Genomic DNA, 19,573 nt, shown 5'->3' on the forward strand with positions numbered 1-19,573 from the left:
GGTTGCCGGCCGGGGGGTCAGCCCGACAGCACGTCCAGCAGGCGGTCGACGTCCGCGGGCGTGTTGTACAGGTGGAAGGCGGCCCGCAGATTGCCGGCGCGGTTGGAGACCTCGATGCCCGCGGCGCTCAACTCGGGCTGGCGGACGCCGAGTCCGGGCACGGAGACGATCGCGGAGCCGGGCGCGGGCACCGGTCGGTGGCCGAGTCCGGCCAGGCCCGTGCGGAAGCGGTCGGCGAGGGCGAGGTCATGGGCCTGGACGGCGGCCACGCCGAGTTCCTCGAGGAGGTCGAGGGAGCGGCGCAGACCGGCGTAGGTGAACAGGGCGTGGGTGAGGTCGAACCGCCGGGCGGAGTGGGCGAGTTCGGCGACGGGGCCGTAGCAGCTGTCCCACGGATTTTCCCCCGCGACCCAGCCGGCCAGCACCGGCGTCAGCCCGCCGAAGTCCTCCGGGACGACGAGGAACGCCGCTCCGTGCGGGCCGAGCAGCCACTTGAAGGCGACCGAGGCGGTGTAGTCGTACGCGTCGGCGTCCATCGGCAGCCAGCCGGCGGCCTGGGAGAAGTCGACGTAGGTGCGGGCGCCGTGCGCATGGGCCGCCTCGCGCAGTGCGGGCAGGTCGGCGATCCGGCCGTCGGCGGACTGGGCGGCGCTGACGGCGACCAGCGCGGTGCCGGGCCGGACCGACTCGGCGATCCGCTCCAGCGGGACGGCGCGGACCTTGAGGTCGCCGCGGACGTGGAACGGGTTCAGCACGGAGGTGAAGTCGTCCTCGGCGGTGAGCACTTCCGCGCCCGCGGGGAGCGAGGCGGCGATCACACCGGTGTGCGCGGCGACCGACGCGCCGAGCGCGACCCGGTCGGCCGGGACGCCGGCCAGCCGGGCGTACCCGGCCCGGCAGGCCTCCACGTCCTCGTACAGCTCGGTCAGCGGCCGGCCCTCGGCCCGCAGCAGCGCCGCCGCCTGCAGGGCGGCGACGGTGCGGGCCGGCAGCAGGCCGTTGCTCGCGGTGTTCAGGTAGGTGTTCTTCGGGGCGAACTCGGCGCGGACGAGGGTCGCGAACGTCTCCATGGCTCCACTGTGCGGCCGGGAGAAGTCGCAGTCCATCGCGAATTCCTACGGGGAACCCCTAAGCAACGCTTATGGCTCCGCTCCCACCTGCGCTTATCAGTGCTGGGGCACGGCGCAGCCGTCCGGGCCGCAGGCCTGCGCGCCGCCGTCGTCGAGCAGCTTCAGCGGGGAGCGGTCGCCCCAGGCCTGGGTCAGCGCCTGGGCGAAGACCTCGGCGGGCTGGGCGCCGGAGACGCCGTAGGCGCGGTCGAGGACGAAGAAGGGCACTCCGTTCGCGCCGAGCTGGGCGGCCTCGCGCTCGTCGGCGCGGACCTCGTCGGCGTAGGCGGTCGGGTCGGCGAGCACCTTGCGGGCGGCCTCGGCGTCGAGCCCGGCCTCGACGGCCAGCTCCACGAGCCGCTCGTCGCCCTCGGCGAAGACGGAGCGCTCCTCGGCGAAGTTCGCCCGGTAGAAGATCTGGATCAGCTCGTCCTGCCGGCCCTGCTCCTTGGCGAGGTGCAGCAGCCGGTGCATGTCGAAGGTGTTGCCGTGGTCGCGGTCACGGGTGCGGTAGTCGAGGCCCTCGGCGGCGGCCTGGGTGCCCAGGTTCTCCTCGCCGGCCTGCGCCTGCGCCTCGCTCATGCCGTACTTCTTGGTGAGCATCTTGATCACGGGCTGGACATCGCTCTTGGCGCGGCCGGGGTCCAGCTCGAAGGAGCGGTGCACCACCTCGACCTGGTCGCGGTGCGGGAAGGCCTCCAGAGCCTTCTCGAAGCGGGCCTTGCCCACGTAGCACCAGGGGCAGGCGATGTCGCTCCAGATCTCGACGCGCATGTCTCGGCTCTCTTCAGGTCGTACCGGTGGCACGGAGACTCCCTCCGCCCGCTGAGTGAACCTTCAATCAGCCGGTTTCATTCCCTCAGCTGCCGTCCCTCAGATCGTCCGGCCAGTCGGTCCGGAACTCGAGGTGGTCGTAGGTCACGACGCACCCCTCCCCCATCGGCGACTGCGTCATGAAGCCGACCAGGGCGGCGCCGGTCTCCTTCTCGTCACCGAGCGTGAACAGCCGCACGAAGGTCCAGCGCTTGCCGTCCCGGGAGGCGTGGAAGGCGAAGGCGCGACCGGTGCGGCTCACCCGCAGCCAGACCGAACTCCCTTCCACGGTGAAGGAGTTGGCATCGTCGGAGTGCCCCCGGGTGACCACCGTGCAGACGGTCGCCACATCCGGGGAGTACTCCAGACACAGCTTGGCCCAGGCTCGCTCGCCGACCTGGACGTACAACGCCCCCGCGTCGAACGCCCAGTTGAACCCCACGGTGACGCGGGCGATCAACTGGAAGTCCCCCTCGGGCGCGCCGAGCAGCCGGGGCGCGTCGGCGGCGGGGTCCAGCGCCTCCCCGGTGGGCGGCACGAACCGGTCCTGCCGCGGCCCGGCCCACCCGGTCAACACCCCGCCCTCGTGGGACCAGTGCCCGTCGGGCCCATAGGTACGGAGGGGGAAAGGCAGTTCGGGCAGCGTGACGTCCATGTACTGATTATCCAGGGGGAGGAGGCCCACTCTCTTGGGGGCGCGGGGAACTGCGCGACCGGCCCCCACCGGCCCGCAGCCCGCGAACAACCGCACCCCAACGGCGCCCCCGCAAAGCCGGCGCTACCGCTCGAGGCGCCCGTCGAACCGCCGCGGAAGCCCCAGCTCGTTCTCGTCCCGGAGCTCCACCGGCAGCAGCGCGGCAGGCGTGTTCTGGTACGCGACCGGCCGCAGCCACCGCTCGATCGCCGTACCGCCCACCGACGTGGACGTCGACGTCGTGGCCGGGTACGGCCCGCCGTGGTGCTGGGCCGGCGCCACCGCGACGCCCGTGGGCCACCCGTTGACCAGCACCCGCCCGGCCAGCGGGGTGAGCTCCGCGAGGATCTCCGCCCCCCGTCCCTGGCCGGCGGCCTCCCCCTCGGACAGCTGAACGGTCGCCGTGAGGTTGCCCGGCAGCCGCGAGAGCACCGCCTTGACCTCACCCTCGTCCTCGTAGCGGGCCACCACGGTGACCGGCCCGAAGCACTCCTCCAGCAGCAGGTCGTGCGCGCCCTCGGCGGTGAGCCGGGCCGCGGGCACGGTCAGGAACCCCGCGCTGACGGTGTGCTCGCCGCCCGCGCCGGGCGTCACCGGCGACTCCACGTCGGCCAGCTCCGCGCGCTCGGCGACCCCGGCGATGAAGTTGTCCCGCATCCGGTGGTCGAGCAGCACGCCCGCGTCGGTGTCGCTGACCGCGTCCGTCAGCGACTTGACCAGGCCGTCGCCGGCCGCGCCGGAGGGCACGAGCACCAGGCCCGGCTTGACGCAGAACTGGCCGACGCCCATCGTCATGGACCCGGCGAGTCCGGCGCCGATGTCCTCGGCGCGCTCGACGGCGGCCGCCTCGGTCACCACGACGGGGTTCAGCGAGCCCAGCTCGCCGTGGAACGGGATCGGCGCCGGGCGGGCCGCCGCCGCGTCGAACAGCGCGCGGCCGCCCCGGATCGAGCCGGTGAAGCCGGCCGCGGCGACCAGCGGGTGCTTGATCAGCTCGACGCCGGCCTCGAAGCCGTGCACCAGGCCGAGCACGCTCTCCGGGATGCCGTGCTCGGCGGCCGCCGTGCGCAGCACCTTGGCGACCAGCTCGGACAGCGCCGGGTGGTCGGGGTGGGACTTGACGACGACCGGGTTGCCGGCCGCCAGCGCGCTCGCGGTGTCGCCGCCCGCGACGGAGAAGGCGAAGGGGAAGTTGGACGCCGAGTACACGGCGACCACGCCGAGCGGCACCTTGTAGCGGCGCAGATCGGGGATGGGCGGGGTGGCGGCGCCGTCCGGGTGGTTGATGACGACGTCGAGGAAGGCGCCCTCGTCGACGATGTCGGCGAACGCGCGCAGCTGGTAGCAGGTGCGGGCGAGCTCGCCGTTCAGCCGGACCGGGCCGAGCGCGGTCTCCGCGTCGGCCACCTCGACGAGCGTGTCCTTGGCCGTCTGCAGCCGGTCGGCGGCGGAGCGCAGGAAGGCGGCGCGGACGGTGCGGTCGGCGAGAGAGGCGCGCGCTTCGTGCGCGGCGCGGACCACGGTGTCGACCTCCTGGGCCGTTGCCTCCACCGCAACCTGTTCACGCTGCTTCCCGGTTCGGGGGTCGACACTCCAGACTGGTGCTGCTGCCACCGCGGGTCCCTCCACGTTTGGTACTGGCTCATTCACCAGGGTCGTTCGATATACTGAACGCTGTCTCTGATGATGAATATGCTGTCGGAGCGTATTTCCCGTCGAACGAAGGGGTCAAGGGCGATGTCGGCTGGCGAGACGGGGGGCGGAGCGCAGGTCAAGTCCGCAGTGCGGACGGTTGAGCTGCTGGAATACTTCGCCGGCCGCCCCGGAATGCATTCCCTCGCGTCGGTCCAGGAGGCCGTCGGATATCCGAAGTCCAGTCTCTACATGTTGCTGCGCACGCTGGTGGAGCTCGGCTGGGTCGAGACGGACGCGACGGGCACGCGGTACGGCATCGGCGTACGGGCACTGCTCGTCGGCACGTCGTACATCGACGGCGACGAGGTGGTCGCGGCGGCCCGGCCGACCCTGGACCGGCTCTCGGACGACACGACGGAGACGATCCACCTGGCACGGCTCGACGGCACGAACGTCGTCTACCTCGCCACCCGCCAGTCCCAGCACTACCTGCGTCCCTTCACCCGGGTCGGCCGCCGGCTCCCCGCGCACTCCACCTCCCTCGGCAAGGCGCTGCTGAGCACGTACTCCGACGAGCAGGTCCGCAAGATGCTCCCGGAGACGCTGCCGGCGCTGACCGAGCACACGATCACCGACCGGGAGAAGCTCATCGAGGAGCTGCACCAGGTCCGTGAGCAGGGCTTCGCGGTGGACCGCGAGGAGAACACCCTGGGCCTGCGCTGCTTCGGTGTGGCGATCCCGTACCGCACGCCGGCCCGGGACGCGATCAGCTGCTCGGTGCCGGTCGCACGGCTCACGCCGGCGCACGAACAGATGGTCAAGGACGCCCTGTTCGACGCACGCGACCGGCTGACACTGGCGACCCGTAGGCTCTGAGGCATGCTGATCGATCTGCGTCGAGTACACGACAGCGACCTGCCGGTGTTCTACCGCCAGCAGAACGACCCCGAGGCCGTGCGGATGGCCGCCTTCACCCCGAAGGACCCGGCCGACCGGGACGCCTTCGACGCCCACTGGGAGAAGATCCGCGCCTCGTCCGCCGTGCTGCGCACGATCCTGGCCGACGGGGACGTCGTCGGCAGCACGGCGGTGTACGGGGAGCCGGGCGAGCGCGAGGTGACGTACTGGGTGGACCGGGCGTACTGGGGCCAGGGCATCGCCACGGCCGCACTGTCGGCCCTGCTCGCCGAGGTCCCGGAGCGTCCGCTGTTCGCGCGGGCGGCCGCCGACAACGCCGGTTCGCTGCGCGTCCTGGAGAAGTGCGGCTTCCGGCCCACCGCCCGGGCCGCCGGATTCGCGAACGCGCGCGGCGCGGAGATCGAGGAGATCGTGCTCCGGCTGGAGACCTGAACCGGCCGCGGCCGAACCGGTAGCAGCCGAACCGGTAGCCGCCGAACCCGGCCGTGGCCGAACCGGCCGCACATGAACGGACGATGAGAAAACGGGCGGGCGGGAACGAACTGTTCCCGCCCGTTCGTCTTTCTGTTCGCAATGAACAAGACGATCAGGCGCGCCTCGGTCTTCGCGCTGCTCCTGGTGTTCGCCCTGCTGCTCCGGGCGACCTGGGTGCAGTTCTACGAGGCACAGGCGCTCGCGGACGACACAGACAACCGGCGCAACGCGATCGAGACGTACTCGGAGCCGCTGGGGAACATCATCGTGGCCGGAAAGGCGGTCACCGGCTCGGCCGCCACGACCAGCGGCGACCTCAGATACAAGCGCACGTACACGGACGGCGAGCTGTACGCGGCGGTGACGGGTTACGCCTCGCAGAGCTACGCCCCGACCCAGCTGGAGGGCATCTACGCGGACCTGCTCAACGGCACGGACACCCGGCTGAAGACCGTGCTGGACACGGTCACGAACCAGCGGGCCGATCCGGGCAACGTGATCACCACGATCGATCCGGACGTGCAGAAGGCCGCGTACGACGCGCTCGGGGACAAGAAGGGCGCGGCCGTCGCGATCGACCCGACGACCGGCCAGATTCTCGCGGTCGTGTCGACGCCGTCGTACGACCCCTCGTCGCTCACCGACGCCAACACCGCCGGGACGGCCTGGAAGTCGCTGAACGCGGACTCCGACAAGCCGCTCACCAACCGGGCGCTGCGCCAGCCGCTGGCCCCGGGCTCGACGTTCAAGCTGGTGGTGGCGGCGGCCGCGCTGGAGGACGGGCTGTACTCGTCGGTGGACGAGAAGACCGACAGCGAGGACCCGTACACCCTGCCGGGCACGCGGACGGTCCTGGCGAACGAGAACACGTCCGCGCCCTGCGAGAACGCCACGATCCGGGTCGCGCTCCAGTACTCCTGCAACAACGTGTTCGCGCACATGGCCGTCGAGCTCGGGCAGGACAAGGTCAAGGCGATGGCCGAGAAGTTCGGCTTCAACGACGAGAGCCAGGACGTGCCGGTGCGCGCGTACCCGAGCGTGTACCCGTCCGACATGGACGAGTCGTCCACGGCCCTGACCGGCATCGGCCAGTTCGACGTGACGGCGACCCCGCTGCAGATGGCGATGGTGTCGGCCGCCATAGCCAACGGCGGCAAGCTGGTCTCGCCGCACATGGTCTCGCAGATCACCAACGGCAGCGGCGACGTCCTGACGGACTACGACGACGAGGCGTCGACCACGCAGATCGTGAGCTCCTCCACCGCCGAGCAGTTGCAGTCGGCGATGCAGACGGTCGTCGAGAAGGGCACGGGCACGAACGCGATCATCGACGGCGTCACCGTCGGCGGGAAGACGGGCACGGCCCAGAACGGCGAGAACAACAGCAAGGCGCCGTACGCCTGGTTCACGTCGTACGGGAAGTCCGACTCCTCCGACAAGCAGGTCGCCGTGGCGGTCGTGGTCGAGCAGTCGGACGCGGCCCGCTCCGAGGTCAGCGGTAACGGCCTGGCGGCCCCGGTGGCGAAGGCCATGATGCAAGCAGCGCTCAAGTAACCCCCTAGGGGAGCGAGGAACTGCGCGACCAGCCACAACAAACCCGAGCTGGTCGCGCAGCGAACCGTATTACTTCACGCCCAGCACCTGCTCGATCGGGTCGATCGCGAAGTACACGACGAACAGCGCCGAAGCCCCCCACAACAGCCAGTGCACGTCCTTCGCCTTGCCGAGCACCGTCTTGATGAGGACGTACGCGACGAAGCCCGCGCCGATGCCGTTGGTGATCGAGTACGTGAACGGCATCACGGCGATGGTCAGGAACGCCGGGATGGCGATCTCGTACTTGTCCCAGTCGATGTTCTTGACCTGGGTCATCATCAGGAAGCCGACGGCGACCAGGGCCGGGGCGGCCGCCTGCAGCGGGACGATGGTGAGGATCGGCGTCAGGAACAGGGCGAGGGCGAAGAGACCGCCGGTGACCAGGTTGGAGAAGCCGGTGCGCGAACCCTCGCCGACGCCGGCCGCCGACTCGATGTAGGAGGTCGCGGAGGACGAGGAGGCCGCGCCGCCCGCGACCGCCGCCGCGCCGTCGATGAGCAGCACGCGGCCGAGGTTGGGCACCTGCCCCTTGTCGTCGAGGAGTCCGGCCTCCGCGCTGATGCCGACGACGGTGCCCATGGTGTCGAAGAAGTCGGACAGCACGAGCGTGAAGACCAGCAGGACGACGGTGACGGCGCCGGCCTCGCCGAACGCGCCGAACAGGCTGAAGTGGCCGAGGAGCCCGAAGTCCGGGGTGTCGACGATCTTGTCCGGCCAGGACGGCGTCGTCAGGCCCCAGGACTTGATGTCGGCGATCGAGTTGATGACGATCGCGAGCACCGTCATGGTGACGATGCTGATCAGGATCGCGCCCTTGACCTTGCGGGCGAGCAGGCCGACGGTCAGCAGCACGCCGAGGCAGAAGACCAGGACCGGCCAGCCCGAGAGGGTGCCGGTGCCGCCGAGCTGCACGGGGACGGTAGTGCCCGCGACGTCGGGGATACGGGTGACGAAACCGGCGTCGACGAAGCCGATGAAGGCGATGAACAGGCCGATGCCGACGCTGATCGCCTGCTTCAGCGCCTGCGGGATGGCGTGCATGACGGCCTCGCGCAGACCGGTCACCACCAGCACACAGATCAGCAGACCCTCCAGCACGATGAGACCCATCGCGTCGTCCCAGCTCATCAGCGGGGCGATCTGGAAGGCGACGACCGCGTTGAGGCCGAGGCCCGCGGCGAGCGCGAGGGGCAGGTTGCCGGCGACGCCCATGATGATCGTCATGACCGCGGCCACCAGGGCGGTGGCGGTGGTGAGTTGGACGGCGTCGAGCTGGTGCCCGAACTTGTCCTTGGCGCTGCCCAGGATGATGGGGTTCAGGACAAGGATGTAGGCCATGGTGAAGAACGTGGCGAAACCGCCGCGTATCTCCCGGCCGAAGGTGGATCCCCGCTCGGAGATCCGGAAGAACCGGTCGACGCTGTTCACCGCAGGTGGCGAGGCAGTCGGCCGGTCGGCCGCCTTCTTCGTCTCGGACATGGCTGGTACTCCTAGGTGCCTGGATGATCTGTGTGCGGATGCTGGCTGGATTGTTCCCTTGTTGAACCGTCTTCAGGTTTTCGCCGTGTTACGGAATCGGGCCCCCGCGCAGCTTCCCGAGGCCACATGATGTTCGAACCCCCGTACCAATCCAGGAGTTGGATCACTGCTACGCTTCCGGATCCCGCCCGGCTCCTCCCCGGGAAGTCCGCAGGTCATCCACATGACATGCACAGTCACGCGAGAAGAGGTCACCCGTGGGCACAGTCGTCGACGACGCCGCCTCCGTGGAATTCCATGCCTTCTTCGACCGCCACTACGCCGAACTGTCCCGGCTCGCCCATCTGCTGACCGGTGAGGCCGACGCCGCCGACGATCTGGCGGCGGATGCGCTCCTCGCGCTGTGGAACCGCTGGGACCGGGTACGGGCGGCCGACCATCCGGTGGCGTACGCCCGCGGTGTCGTCGCCAACCTCGCCCGCACCCGCATCCGCAGCGCCGTCCGTGAGCGCCGCAGGATCGCGCTGTTCTGGTCGCAGCGCGAGGAGAAGACGGAGAACCCCGACGTCGCGGGCGTGGTGGACGTACAGTCCGCGCTGCGTAGACTTCCGTTCCGCAAACGGGCCTGTGTGGTGCTCCGGCACGCCTTCGACCTCTCGGAGAAGGACACCGCGCTCGCCCTGGGGGTCTCGGTGGGTACGGTGAAGAGCCAGACCTCGAAGGGGATGGCCGAGTTGCAGAAGCTGCTCGGCGCCAAGGGAACTCCGCTCAAGGTGCCTGCGATGGTACGCACCGGTCAGACCGGAGGAAGGGACCGATGACGATGCAGCGGGACGTGCACGACGAACTGCGCGCCCGGCTGCACGAGGCGGCCGAGGCGCACGAGCCCGACCGGGCGCGCATCCTGGCCCGGGTCGAGCGCGGCATGGCGGGGCAGGCACAGGGGCAGGACCGGTTCGATCACCGGGCGACCCGCCCGGCGCTGTGGGGCTGGACGCGGATCGTCGGCGCCACGGCGGCGGTCGCGGGCATGCTGGCGATCGGCGGCTACGCGGTGGCCTCCGCGGTGAAGGACGACACCGCCCCGGCGCAGCAGACGGTCTCCGTCTCCTCGCCGCCGGTGGAGTCCCCGGACGCGACGAGCCGCCCGCAGGCCTCGCCGAAGGCCACCCCGAGTGCCGGCACGGGCGCGAAGGACCCGGTGCAGCCGAGCACCTCCGCGCCGAAGAGCTCCGCCGCGACGCCCTCCGCGCCCGCGGCCGCACTGCTGCCGGACACCAGCGACGAGGAGGACGGCCCGCTGTGGTCGGACGGCTCGGTCGACCCGCACAGCAACGACTTCTGGGCGCAGAGCAACATCACGCTGAAGTCGTCCGAGGTGCTCACCGAGCTCACCGTGCAGTTGAAGGTCGCGCAGACCGGCGGCGTCTCGTCGGCCGGCGCCTGGCGCTCACCGCCCGAGGGCGACTTCACGTTCACGGTGGCCGAGCGGGACGGCTTCCTGGTCTACACCTGGGTGCTCAAGGAGGGCCGTACGGTCCCCGTGGGCGAGTGGGTGTTCGCCGGGCAGTACGACCACGACCGCGGCGGGCGCGACGCGAAGGACGACACGTACGCGGTCACCGGCGCGTCGGACAAGCAACAGGGTTCCGTGGGCGGCGACTTCGCCTCCCACGAGAGCGACGAGGGCGACTCCTAGCGCGCCCTCAGGGGCGCGGGGAACTGCGCGACCAGCCACGCACAACCCGCGCCCCGAACACGACGATCAGTTCATGGTGGACCCGACAACGGTGGACCCGGTGGTCAGAAACACCGTTGCCGGCAACGAACCGTCCGCCTGCCGCGAGGCGTACGCGGACGTCGCGTCCGTCGACGTGAACGCCGGCGTCGACACCCCGCCGTCCCAGTTGTTGGCCGCGGAGACCGTTGCCGACCCCAGCTTGGACAACCCGCCCTTGTTGCCGACCGCAAGGTTCCGGGCCAGCCGGGCCTTGCCCGTGGCGAAGTAGAAGCCCGCCTCCGCGTTGGCGTACGCGGTGTTGCGGTTGAGGACGATCGCCCCGGTGTTGGAGTTCTCGGTGAACCCGTTCAGCGTGTTGTCCCAGGCCGCGTTGTTGTTGACGGTGTGAGCCACCGCGACTCCCCCGCCGCCCAGCTTGAAGCCGTTGCCGTTCCCCTCGAACGCGCTGTCGCTCCACCGGTTCTTCCCGTTGCCGAAGGCCCACGAGTGGTCGATGGTGACCGAGGTGGAGAACTGCCACAGGTCGAGCCCGTCGTCCGAGTTGTTGTAGAGGCGCGCGCCCGTGATCCGGTTGCCTGTCCCGGAGCCGAACTTGACGGCGATGCCGTCGGCGTTCTGCCCGTGCCCGGCGGCGTCGTAGTTGCCGTAACTGTCCAGGTTCTGCACGAGGTTGCCGACCGTGTTGTCGCCGCGGAGCGTGAACCCGGAGTCTCCGTTGTTCGCGGTGACGAGGTTCTTGAAGATGCCGCCGGTCGACGAGGTGACCACGAATCCCTGAGCCGGGGAGGACTGGAAGGTCAGGTTCTGGACGGTCCAGTAGCTGCCGTAGATCCCGGCGAGCCAGGAGCCGGCGGGCAGTCTGGAGCCGTCGATCTTCACCTTCTCGCTGCCGTAGGCCTGAAGGGTGATGCGGGCCGAACCGGTGCCGCCGGCCGTCGACTTGAGGGTGGCCGTCGGATAGTACGTGCCGGCGCGGACCTGGATGACGGTGCCGGCCGTCGCGTTCTTGACGGCCGACTCCAGCTGCGCGGTGGTGGACACCGTGACCGTCGAAGAGGCGGCCTCCGCGCCGCCGTTGGACAGACCGAGGTAGACGCCGCCCGCCCCTGCGGAGACGGCCACCGCGGCGGCGATCGACAGGGTGCGCGTTCTGCGGTGGCGTCCGGTGCTCAAGCGCACGGGGCGTTCCTTTCGCTGAGGGGGTCGGGAGGAAACGGGCCGGAGGGGCCGCCCCGGCCCGTTTCCGCACACCAGTCGCCGCCGGGCCGGGAATGGGTTGCCGCGCCCGGCGAAAGAGATCGAAACTTTCGCTCCCGTCCCGCCCTGCCCCCACCGATTGACGCCCCGTCTCCCACTGGTGACACTCCGAAGGCACCACACCCCACAGAAACAACCAAGAGAAACCCTGGAACACCCCGGAAACACCCGGAAACCCCCACACTCACACAGGATGTGTCATGCGCCGCCTGGGTATCGTCCGCACACTGCTCCTGGCACTGTTCCTCACCTTCCTCACCGCCCCGCCCAGCACCGCGACCACCGGAGCCCCGCCCGTGACCCACCCGAAGTACGCCGGCTATCTCTTCACCTACTTCACCGGCGAGGGAACGGCCGACGGCGAGCAGATCCGCTACGCGCTCAGCCGGGGCAACGACCCGTTGCACTGGCGGGAGTTGAACGGCGGCAGCCCGGTCCTGACCTCGACCGTCGGCGAGAAGGGCCTGCGCGACCCGTTCGTGATCCGCTCCCCCGAGGGCGACAAGTTCTTCCTCATCGCCACCGACCTCAGGATGTACCGGTACAGCAGCGGCGACTGGGACCACGTCCAGCGCCACGGCAGCAAGTCGATCATGATCTGGGAGTCGACCGACCTGGTCCACTGGACCGACCGGCGGCTGGTGCAGGTGGCCCCCGACAACGCGGGCAACACCTGGGCCCCGGAGGCCTATTGGGACGACAGCCTGGGCGAGTACGTCGTCTTCTGGGCGTCCAAGCTGTACGCCGACGACGACCCCGAGCACACCGGCTCGACGTACAACAAGATGCTGTACGCGACGACGAAGGACTTCCGTGCCTTCAGCGCGCCGAAGGTCTGGGACGACCCTGGCTACTCGGTCATCGACTCGACGGTCGTGAAGCACAAGGGCAGTTACTACCGCTACACGAAGGACGAGCGGGACCCGACCTCCAGCTCCCCCTGCTCCAAGTTCATCACCGGAGAGAAGTCGACGAGCCTCACCTCGACGCGGTACGACTTCGTCGCGGACTGCATCGGCAGCGGCTCGATCAGCCGGGGCGAGGGGCCGACGGTCTTCAAGTCCAACACCGAGGAGAAGTGGTACCTGTTCATCGACGAGTACGGCGGCCGCGGCTACGTCCCCTTCGAGACGACCGACCTCGACTCGGGCCGCTGGACCATGTCGAGCGACTACCAGTTGCCCGCAAGTCCCCGCCACGGCACGGTGCTTCCGGTCACACAGTCCGAGTACGACCGGCTGCTGGCCGCCTACCCGAGCACCCCGACGTCGGTCGTGGACGCCACGGCGAAGGGCCAGAAGGGGTACGCGGTCGTCACCGAGGCCGCCTCGAAGGTCGTCCTGCCGATGCGGCCCGAGACGGATCTCTCGCGGCTGGCCCCGCAGCTGTGGGTCGGCGAGGGCGCCTCGGTGAGCCCCGGGTCCGGTACCCGCCGCGACTTCCGCACGCCGCAGACGTACACCGTGACGTCCGCCGACGGCACCAGGCGCACCTGGACGGTGGAGGCGGTTCGGACCGGAAGTCCCGTCCTGCCAGGGCTGAATGCCGACCCTGACGTGCACCATCTGAACGGCGAGTACTGGATCTACCCCACGACGGACGGCTTCCAGGGCTGGGGCGGGACGCAGTTCACGGCGTACTCGTCGAAGGACCTGGTCCACTGGAAGGACCACGGCGTCATCCTGGACCTCGGTCCGGACGTGTCGTGGGCGGACACGTACGCGTGGGCCCCGGCGATCGCCGAGCGCGACGGCAGGTACTACTTCTACTTCTGCGCCGAGCAGCAGATCGGCGTCGCGGTGGCGGACTCCCCCGCCGGTCCCTTCAAGGACGCTCTGGGCAGGCCGCTGGTGGCGAAGGGCGGTGCCTGGAGCGGCCAGATGATCGACCCGGCGGTCTTCACGGACGACGACGGGCAGGCGTATCTGTACTGGGGCAACGGGCACGGATACGTCGCGCCGCTCAACGACGACATGGTGTCGTTCGACCCGACGAAGGTGCAGGACATCACCCCGGAGAACTTCCGCGAGGGTTCCTTCGTGATCGAGCGGAACGGCACGTACTACTTCATGTGGTCCGAGGACGACACCCGCAGCGAGAACTACCACGTCGCCTACGCGACGGGACCGTCCCCGCTCGGCCCGTGGACCGAGAAGGGGACGATCCTGTCCAAGCGTCCCGAGTACGGCATCCTCGCCACCGGCCACCACTCCGTGGTGAACACGCCGGGCACCGACGACTGGTACATCGTCTACCACCGGTTCGCCCTGAACGGGCCCGGCAGGGCGGGCGGGGACGGCATGCACCGCGAGACGACCGTCGACCGCATGGAGTTCGCGGCCGACGGATCGATTCTGCCGGTGGTGCCGACCCTGGAGGGGATCAGGCCGGCCAGGAAGAACCAGGGCCTGTCCGGCCGGACAGGCCCTAGCTGACGAAGTACGTCGGGTTCGGGAGCTTGTACGTCTTGTCGGCGTAGCCGCCCTCGAGGTCCGAGTACTGGTCACCGAAGTTGGCGACGATGTCGTACCCGAGGTCCTGCTCGATGTGCTTGCGGGTGCCGGACTTGTACTGCACGGTCGTGCAGGTCCAGGTGCCCGGCGTGGCGCAGGCGCTGAGGTAGGACGGCGGGTTGGCCTTGTCCTTGAGGAACACGTGGTCGGCGTCGAGGTTCACATCGGCGCCGATCTTCTTCAGGTTCGCGACGGCCGCGGAGCGCTGCGCCTCGGACAGGCCCGAGTTGTAGAAGACCTCGACGCCCTTGGCCTCGGCGTACCGGACCAGTTCAGCGCTGCCGAAGACGCCCGGGCGGTCGGCCTTGTTCACGTAGTCGGCCCAAGTGGTGGCGTTGTACGTGTAGTTGGTCTTCTTCTCGTAGTCGAGGCTGAGCAGCAGCGTGTCGTCGATGTCGAAGACGACCGCGGGCTTGTCACCCTTCTTCAGCGCCTTGCGGGCCGCCTTGTCGATCTGCTTCCTGGCGGCCGCGTCGAGCTTCGCCAGGTCCTTGGCGTACTGGCTGCTCGTGGACGCCTGGTAGACGCCGTCGGCGTCGAGCGTGGTGCCGTAGTAGGTGTCGATGTCCTTGACCAGGAGCCCGATGTTGTAGGGCTCGTGGGTGCTGTTCGCGGTGGACTGGCCGGCCGTGGCCGCGCCGGCGCCGTAGAGGCCGGCACCGGCGACGACACACGCGGCGGCCAGGGCCGCGATACGCAGTGGCTTATGCATGACAGAGGTTCTACGCGCGTCACCCCGGTGGGCGCGAGACCCGTTGCCTGATCGATACCTCCTTCGCAGGCAAAAATCGGGTCAAGCGCCCCGGTGGGTGGACGACTGGTCAGTCCATCGTGGCGCCGATGGTCGTCGAGCCCGTCTTGAGGAAGCTCGTCGTCGGCAGGGTGCCGCTGGAACTGCGGGCGTTGTACGTCGTCGACGCGTCCGTGGAGATGAAGGACGGTGTCGCGATGCCGGAGTCCCAGTTGTTGCCGGCCGAGGTCACGCTCGAACCCTTGCTGACCGAGCCGCCGCCGTTGCTCACCGCCAGGTTCTTGCCGAGCTTCGCGGAGCCGGTGGCGAAGTAGTAGCCCCACTTGCTGTTGGCGTAGGCGGTGGTGCGGTTGATGACGATCGCACCGGTGTTGGAGTTCTCGGTGAAACCGTTTCCTGCGTTGCCCCAGGCGGCCGAGTTGTTGATGACGTGCGCGACGACCTCGCCGTCGCCGCCCAGCTTGTAGCCGTTGCCGTCGCCCGCGAAGGCCGAGTCCGACCAGCGGTTGACGCCGTTGCCCATGGCCCAGGTGTGCTCGACGGTGACGGGCGACGAGAAGGACCAGAAGTCCAGTCCGTCGTCCGAGTTGTTGTAGAGGCGGGCGCCGGTGATCAGGTTGCCGGAGCCGGAGCCGTACTTCACGGCGATGCCGTCGGCGTTCTCGCCGTGGTTCGCGGCGTCGTAGTGGCCGTAGGAGTCGATGTTCTTGACCGTGTTGTTCACGGTCCCGTCTCCGGTGAGGGTGAAACCGGAGTCGCCGCCGTTGATGGTCTTGATGTTGTTCCAGTTGGTGCCGGTGCAGGACTGGCAGACGACCGCGCTGTCCGGGGAGTTCTGGAAGGTCATGTTGGAGACGTTCCAGTAGTCGGCGGTCAGCTTGAAGATCCAGTCGCCGTCGGGGAGCGACGAGCCGTCGATCTTCACCGTCTCCGAGCCGTACGCGGTGAGCGTGATCGGCGCGGAGGAGGTGCCGTTGGCCGTGGACTGGAGGGTGGCCGTCGGGTAGTAGGTGCCCGCGCGGACCTGGATGACGGTGCCTGCGGTGGCGTTCTTGATGGCGTTGGAGAGGTCGGTCGAGTTACTGACGACCACGGTGGCGGCCTGCGCCTGGGTGGGCAGGACGACGGCGAGTCCGGCGCCCAGGGTGAGGGCGGCGAGGGCGCTGAGAGCGGTACGACGAGACATGGAGTGCGGTCCTTTCTCGTACGGGTGGGGAGGGTGGTTCACAACAGGACGGAGTCGAGCCAGGTGAAGACCTCGTCCTGCATGCGGTCGACGAAGACATGGCCGAGGTCGGGCCAGGTCTTCAGCTGCAACCGCCCCTCGGCGTGGCGCGATTTCCAGACGGCCCGCAGCTTGTCGTGGGCCACCCGTACACCGTCGGCGGGGAACAGCGGATCGAGTCCGCCGTCGAAGAACAGCATCGGCCTGGGTGCGGCGATGCTCGCCACGTCGGGGAAGTCGAGGAACCGGGGAAGCCCCGGGTGGAGCAGGTAGTACGAGGACTGCCCGCGCAGGGTGTTGTTGCCGGGCGTCATCATTTCCTTGAGGCCGGTCATCCAGCAGACGGCCGCCGCGGCCGCGACGTCGTCGCTGAGCGCGGCCGTCTGCCAGGCGCGGAAGGCGCCCATGGAGAATCCGACGGCCGCGACCCTGCCCGGGTCGACCCGGTCGAGGCCGGCCAGGAATCCGGCGGCGCGGGCGTCCTCGCGGGCCATGAGTCCGGCGAGCGAGGAGCCGAGGTTGTAGAAGTTGGAGGCGAGGGCCTGCTGTTGGTCGTAGCCGAGGGGGCCGCGGTCGCCCCAGCCGAGGGCGTCCGCGCAGAGCACGACATATCCGCGCCGGGCCAGCTCGTCGCCGACGAACCGTCCGCTGAAGTACCGCTGCGACCAGCCTTGCGCCGAGGCGAGCCGGGTGTCGTCGTACCAGGGCCGGACCAGCTTCTCCTTCCCGATGTCGAACTTCGCCCCGTGGTCGTGCAGCAGGAGCACGGCCGGGAACGGGCCGGGGCCGTCCGGGGTGAGGAGCACGGCGCGGACGCGTTCGTGGTGGGTGAGGGAGAGCGTCACCAACTCCCCGGTGTAGCCGTCCTGTTGCTGTCGGCCGCTGAACTCGGGGGCGTACGGGGTCCGGTCCGGGTCCGCCCTGCCGACGATCAGCAGTTCCTCGACCTTGGCGCGGGCAGCCCGGCGCCAGGCGCGGAAGTCGCGGATCGGGGAGTTCCCCCAGGCCAGGGGGAAGGTCAGCGCGGCCTTGAGCGCCGGGTGGAAGTCGGGCAACGGACCGTCCACGACGGCGGCCTGCGCGGGCGAGGCGGTCGCTCCTCCCGCCAGCAGGGCGGCCCCGGTCCCCGCCACGAACGCTCGCCGCCCCAGCGCCGCCGGGTCATGGGCGGCCATAGGGCTGCCAGTTCCCGAGATAGGTGCGCCGGGTGTGCGTGGCCGCCTCTTCGGCGGTCAGTTGCGGACGGTTTTCGGGAACCGTTGTCACCGCGCCCGGCCCGGAGTTGGCGTACTCCCTGAACCGCATGGTCTGCCAGGGGTAGGCGTCGCGCATGTTGACGTAAGGGGTTACGGCGTCGATCCCGGGGCCGATCCAGGTGTCCCGCAGGACCAGCGAGGGCCAGGCGGTCGTCTCGTACGACGGCACCCAGGGCCGGGCGATCTTGTACGCGGCGTCCTCGGCGCCGGAGGTGATCCGGCCGCGCAGGGCGAGGAACCCGTAGGGGTTGGCCCGGGCGGTGGCCGGGGCGAAGACCATGCCCTTGGGGGTGAAGGTCACGTCCCGCTGGAGCGTGTGGAAGTGGCAGGCGTCGAAGACCGTACGGCCCCGCCCGAAGACGAAGTCGACGTCGCCCTCGATGTAGCAGCGGTGGAAGTACTGCCGGTCGAAGGCGTCCAGTGCGGTGGTGTCCGCGAAGAGGGTGTCCTGGTGGGCGAGGAGGCGGACGTTCTCGAAGTGCGTGCGGTCGCCGGTGACATGGGCGGCCACGGCCTGGGTGCCGGTGATCTCGGGGTGGTCGGCGCGCAGCCAGTCGTTGGCGAGGGTGAGGTCGCGGACGGTGAGTCCGGGCGCGGCGGAGGTGAAGGTGGCGGAGCCCGCGGTGCCGTAGGTGCCCGAACCGTCGGGTTTCTGCGTCCCGTTGGCGTTGTCGTACACGAGGACGGCGGCGCGTGCGTCGCGGCCGGCCCCGCGCAGGGTCAACTCGCCTTTGTCGGCGGGGATGTCGACGACCTCGCGGTAGGTGCCCGGGTGGACGACGATCGTCCAGCCGGGGCCGGTCACCGCGTCGACGGCCGTCTGGAGGGAGTCACCGGGGCGGACGTGCAGGACACGGCGGGATCCGGTGGCGAGGGCGGGGGTCGCGCCGGCGGCGATCAGCCCCCCGGCCAGGCTGGTGAGAAGAGTGCGTCGGCGCATGTCAGCACGTGTCCTTCCACGGTCGCCAGTCGCCGAGGTAGGTCTCGCGGTTCGCCGACTCGGCCTGTTCTCGGGTGAGTTGGGGTCGGTTCTCGGGGACGGTGACGACCGCGCCGGGGCCGGTGTTGCGGTACTCGGCGAAGCGCTGGCTCTGCCAGGGGAAGGCGTCCGACATGTTGGCGTAGGGGGCGATCGCGTCGATGCCGGGGCCGAGGCGGGTGTCCCGCACGGTGAGCGAGGGACGGGCGGTGGTGTCGGAGCTGGGCACCCAGGGGCGGGCCAGCTTGTAGTGGGCGTCGGGGGCTTCGCTGCTCACCCGACTGCGGGTCACCAGGTAGCCGAGCGGGTTGGCGCCCGCGGTGGAGGGGGCGAAGACGAAGCCGTACGGGGCGGTCGCCAGGTCGGTGCGGTTCAGGGTGCGGAAGTGGCAGTCGTCGTAGACCGCGGTCGCCCGGCCGAAGACGAAGTCGACGTCGCCCTCGACATGGCAGTGCGCGAAGTACTGGCGGGCGAAGACGGTCAGGGCGCGGGAGTCGGCGTACAGGGTGTCCTGGTGGCCGAGGAAGCGGCAGTGGTGGAACGCGGAGCGGTCGCCCTGGATCTTGACGGCGACGGCCTGGGTGCCGGAGATGTCGGGGTGGTCGGCGCGCAGCCAGTCGTTGGCGAAGGTGATCCAGCGGGCGGTGAAGCCGTCGGCCTGCAGGGTCGTGGTGGCCGACCCGGTGGTGCCGTAGGTGCCGCCGCCCGGTTTGGGGGTGCCGGCGGCGTTGTCGTAGACGATTACTACGTCTTTTGCGTTCTCGGCGGCGCCGATCCAGGTGGCCTCGGTGCGGGTGACGTCGAGGGCGACCGTCTCCCGGTAGACGCCCGGGGCGAGGACCAGGGTCCAGCCGCTGCCGGTGGTGGCGGCGACGGCGTCCCGGACGGAGGTGTGGTCGCCCCGGCCCAGCGGGTCGACGTACAGGGTCCGGCTGGTGAGCCGGGCGGCCGGTGAGCCGTAGCGGCCGAACGGGCGTCTGCCGGCGGCGGCCCGCGCGGGCTGTGCGGCGAGGCCGAGCGCGGCGGCCGTGCCGGCGACGGAGGTCGCGGCGAGGAACCGCCTTCTCGAAACGGGATGCATGCGGGTGCTCCTTGGTGGCGGTGCTGAGGGGGCCGGGGCGGAGCGAGGCGCC

General features: G+C 70.0%; 17 protein-coding genes. 6 read left to right on the plus strand and 11 right to left on the minus strand.

All coding sequences use genetic code 11. The features are described from left to right. Positions 1-17 precede the first annotated feature (17 nt). From ACWD4O_RS29705 to ACWD4O_RS29720, 4 genes are all read right to left on the minus strand, one after another. The gene (locus tag ACWD4O_RS29705; RefSeq protein WP_451284482.1) at positions 18-1,070 is read right to left on the minus strand and encodes an aminotransferase class V-fold PLP-dependent enzyme; all 1,053 of its coding nucleotides are present in this window, start codon (positions 1,068-1,070) and stop codon (positions 18-20) included. Between the two features lie 96 nt (positions 1,071-1,166). After that, on the minus strand, positions 1,167-1,883 hold the full coding sequence (locus ACWD4O_RS29710) for a DsbA family oxidoreductase (RefSeq protein WP_451284484.1): 717 nt from the start codon (positions 1,881-1,883) through the stop codon (positions 1,167-1,169). Positions 1,884-1,968: 85 nt separating this feature from the next. Then, on the minus strand, positions 1,969-2,577 hold the full coding sequence (locus tag ACWD4O_RS29715; RefSeq protein ID WP_451284486.1) for a DUF1349 domain-containing protein: 609 nt from the start codon (positions 2,575-2,577) through the stop codon (positions 1,969-1,971). Between the two features lie 123 nt (positions 2,578-2,700). Continuing rightward, entirely contained in the window at positions 2,701-4,230 is a 1,530-nt protein-coding gene (locus ACWD4O_RS29720) for an aldehyde dehydrogenase (NADP(+)) (protein WP_451284488.1), read from the minus strand. A 123-nt stretch (positions 4,231-4,353) separates the two neighbouring features. Between ACWD4O_RS29720 and ACWD4O_RS29725 the strand changes: the two genes are divergently transcribed. From ACWD4O_RS29725 to ACWD4O_RS29735, 3 genes are all read left to right on the plus strand, one after another. Continuing rightward, positions 4,354-5,127, plus strand: a complete 774-nt coding sequence (locus ACWD4O_RS29725) for an IclR family transcriptional regulator (protein WP_033283195.1) — start codon at positions 4,354-4,356, stop codon at positions 5,125-5,127. A gap of 3 nt (positions 5,128-5,130) precedes the next feature. Next, positions 5,131-5,601: a GNAT family N-acetyltransferase gene (locus ACWD4O_RS29730; RefSeq protein ID WP_451284490.1), complete on the plus strand. Its 471-nt coding sequence runs from the start codon at positions 5,131-5,133 to the stop codon at positions 5,599-5,601. A gap of 141 nt (positions 5,602-5,742) precedes the next feature. Then, positions 5,743-7,197 (plus strand): peptidoglycan D,D-transpeptidase FtsI family protein, encoded by a 1,455-nt coding sequence (locus ACWD4O_RS29735; RefSeq protein ID WP_451284492.1) that lies wholly within the window; start codon positions 5,743-5,745, stop codon positions 7,195-7,197. A gap of 69 nt (positions 7,198-7,266) precedes the next feature. Here the strand turns inward: ACWD4O_RS29735 and ACWD4O_RS29740 are convergent, their stop codons facing one another. Beyond that, on the minus strand, positions 7,267-8,718 hold the full coding sequence (locus ACWD4O_RS29740; RefSeq protein WP_451284494.1) for an NCS2 family permease: 1,452 nt from the start codon (positions 8,716-8,718) through the stop codon (positions 7,267-7,269). A gap of 257 nt (positions 8,719-8,975) precedes the next feature. Here ACWD4O_RS29740 and ACWD4O_RS29745 point away from each other — a divergent pair, with 257 nt between their 5' ends. Together ACWD4O_RS29745 and ACWD4O_RS29750 are read left to right on the plus strand one after the other, a co-directional pair. Continuing rightward, positions 8,976-9,539, plus strand: coding sequence for a SigE family RNA polymerase sigma factor (locus tag ACWD4O_RS29745; RefSeq protein WP_351908427.1), 564 nt, complete (start codon positions 8,976-8,978; stop codon positions 9,537-9,539). Continuing rightward, positions 9,536-10,417, plus strand: coding sequence for an anti-sigma factor (locus tag ACWD4O_RS29750; RefSeq protein WP_451284496.1), 882 nt, complete (start codon positions 9,536-9,538; stop codon positions 10,415-10,417). Before ACWD4O_RS29745 ends, ACWD4O_RS29750 begins: the two co-directional genes overlap by 4 nt. A gap of 66 nt (positions 10,418-10,483) precedes the next feature. Here the strand turns inward: ACWD4O_RS29750 and ACWD4O_RS29755 are convergent, their stop codons facing one another. Next, the gene (locus ACWD4O_RS29755) at positions 10,484-11,638 is read right to left on the minus strand and encodes a right-handed parallel beta-helix repeat-containing protein (RefSeq protein ID WP_451284498.1); all 1,155 of its coding nucleotides are present in this window, start codon (positions 11,636-11,638) and stop codon (positions 10,484-10,486) included. Between the two features lie 278 nt (positions 11,639-11,916). On the opposite strand from ACWD4O_RS29755, the gene ACWD4O_RS29760 reads away from it, so the two are divergent. Further along, positions 11,917-14,151, plus strand: a complete 2,235-nt coding sequence (locus tag ACWD4O_RS29760; protein ID WP_451284500.1) for a family 43 glycosylhydrolase — start codon at positions 11,917-11,919, stop codon at positions 14,149-14,151. Here ACWD4O_RS29760 and ACWD4O_RS29765 read toward each other — a convergent pair. The 5 genes from ACWD4O_RS29765 to ACWD4O_RS29785 all read right to left on the minus strand — a co-directional run bounded on the left by ACWD4O_RS29765 (position 14,144) and on the right by ACWD4O_RS29785 (position 19,521). Next, positions 14,144-14,941 carry an HAD family acid phosphatase gene (locus ACWD4O_RS29765; RefSeq protein WP_451284502.1) on the minus strand — a complete coding sequence of 266 codons (798 nt, stop codon included), beginning with the start codon at positions 14,939-14,941 and terminating at the stop codon, positions 14,144-14,146. The genes ACWD4O_RS29760 and ACWD4O_RS29765 overlap by 8 nt on opposite strands. Before the next feature lie 109 nt (positions 14,942-15,050). Further along, positions 15,051-16,166 carry a right-handed parallel beta-helix repeat-containing protein gene (locus ACWD4O_RS29770; RefSeq protein ID WP_451284504.1) on the minus strand — a complete coding sequence of 372 codons (1,116 nt, stop codon included), beginning with the start codon at positions 16,164-16,166 and terminating at the stop codon, positions 15,051-15,053. A gap of 38 nt (positions 16,167-16,204) precedes the next feature. Beyond that, a complete protein-coding gene (locus ACWD4O_RS29775; protein ID WP_451284506.1) occupies positions 16,205-17,380 on the minus strand; it encodes a dienelactone hydrolase family protein in 1,176 nt (391 codons plus the stop codon). Then, positions 17,367-18,401 (minus strand): pectinesterase family protein, encoded by a 1,035-nt coding sequence (locus ACWD4O_RS29780; protein WP_451284508.1) that lies wholly within the window; start codon positions 18,399-18,401, stop codon positions 17,367-17,369. The genes ACWD4O_RS29775 and ACWD4O_RS29780 overlap by 14 nt, the downstream gene beginning before the upstream one ends. 1 nt (position 18,402) lies before the next feature. Then, a complete protein-coding gene (locus ACWD4O_RS29785) occupies positions 18,403-19,521 on the minus strand; it encodes a pectinesterase family protein (protein ID WP_451284510.1) in 1,119 nt (372 codons plus the stop codon). Between the last annotated feature and the right edge of the window lie 52 nt (positions 19,522-19,573).

The sequence above is a fragment of the Streptomyces sp. NPDC002623 genome (assembly GCF_053592635.1).